The sequence below is a fragment of the Marinobacter sp. EN3 genome (assembly GCF_000475315.1).
GTDB classification, from domain to species: Bacteria; Pseudomonadota; Gammaproteobacteria; order Pseudomonadales; family Oleiphilaceae; genus Marinobacter; species Marinobacter nauticus.
On record NZ_AXCC01000099.1, the window covers coordinates 1 to 790 of the forward strand.

The window sequence follows — 790 nt, forward strand, 5'->3', positions numbered from 1 at the left end:
CACATCTGGCAGTATGGAGCTGTAATGCATCAGATCTCTACCTCTTCGAACAAATCCGGTACCTCAGCATCCCATCCGAACTTTTCCGAGATGCGCTTGCGCATGGTATCACTGGCTACCGCTTCGCCGTGAGTCACGTACACCTTTTCGGGCTTCAGAGTACCTTGCTCCAGCCAGTGCAGGATTTCCCGGTAGTCACCATGAGCACTCATGGAATCCATGTTATGGATCTCTGCTTTCACCGGCCAGTACTCACCGTGAATCTTGACCGATTCGGCGCCATGCACCAAGACATCGCCGCGTGTGCCAGGTGCCTGGAAGCCCGCAAAGACAACGCTGTTCCTGGGATTTGGCAGCAGGGTTTTAAGGTGGTGCAACACCCGGCCGCCCGAGGCCATTCCACTGGCTGAGATGATCACGCAGGGATATCTCACGGCATCCAGCTCAATGGATTCCTCGACGGTGCGAATGAACTGGGTTTTGTCGTCGATCAGCTCGCACTGGGCACCGTTAAGCTTGTGCTCTTTGTGATGTTTGCAGAAAATTTCCGTGGCTTTGATGGCCATGGGGCTGTTGAGATACACCGGAAGTTTGGGAATGCGCCCCTGCCCCATCAGTTTGTGCACAACGTACAACAACATCTGGGCCCGGCCCACGGCGAAAGCAGGCATCAATACGATCCCGCCGCGGCCCGCGGTTTTAGTGATAATCTCCTCCAGATCCTTTTCTGGATCGGTTTCACCATGGGTGCGGTCGCCGTAAGTGGATTCACACACCAAAACATCGGCAT

1 protein-coding gene is annotated in these 790 nt (G+C 54.8%); it reads right to left on the minus strand.

Annotated elements, in window-relative coordinates; genetic code table 11:
* Nucleotides 1–29: 29 nt before the first annotated feature.
* The coding region (locus Q675_RS37610) for an MBL fold metallo-hydrolase (RefSeq protein ID WP_023012304.1) at nt 30–790 on the minus strand (761 nt) is incomplete at its 5' end.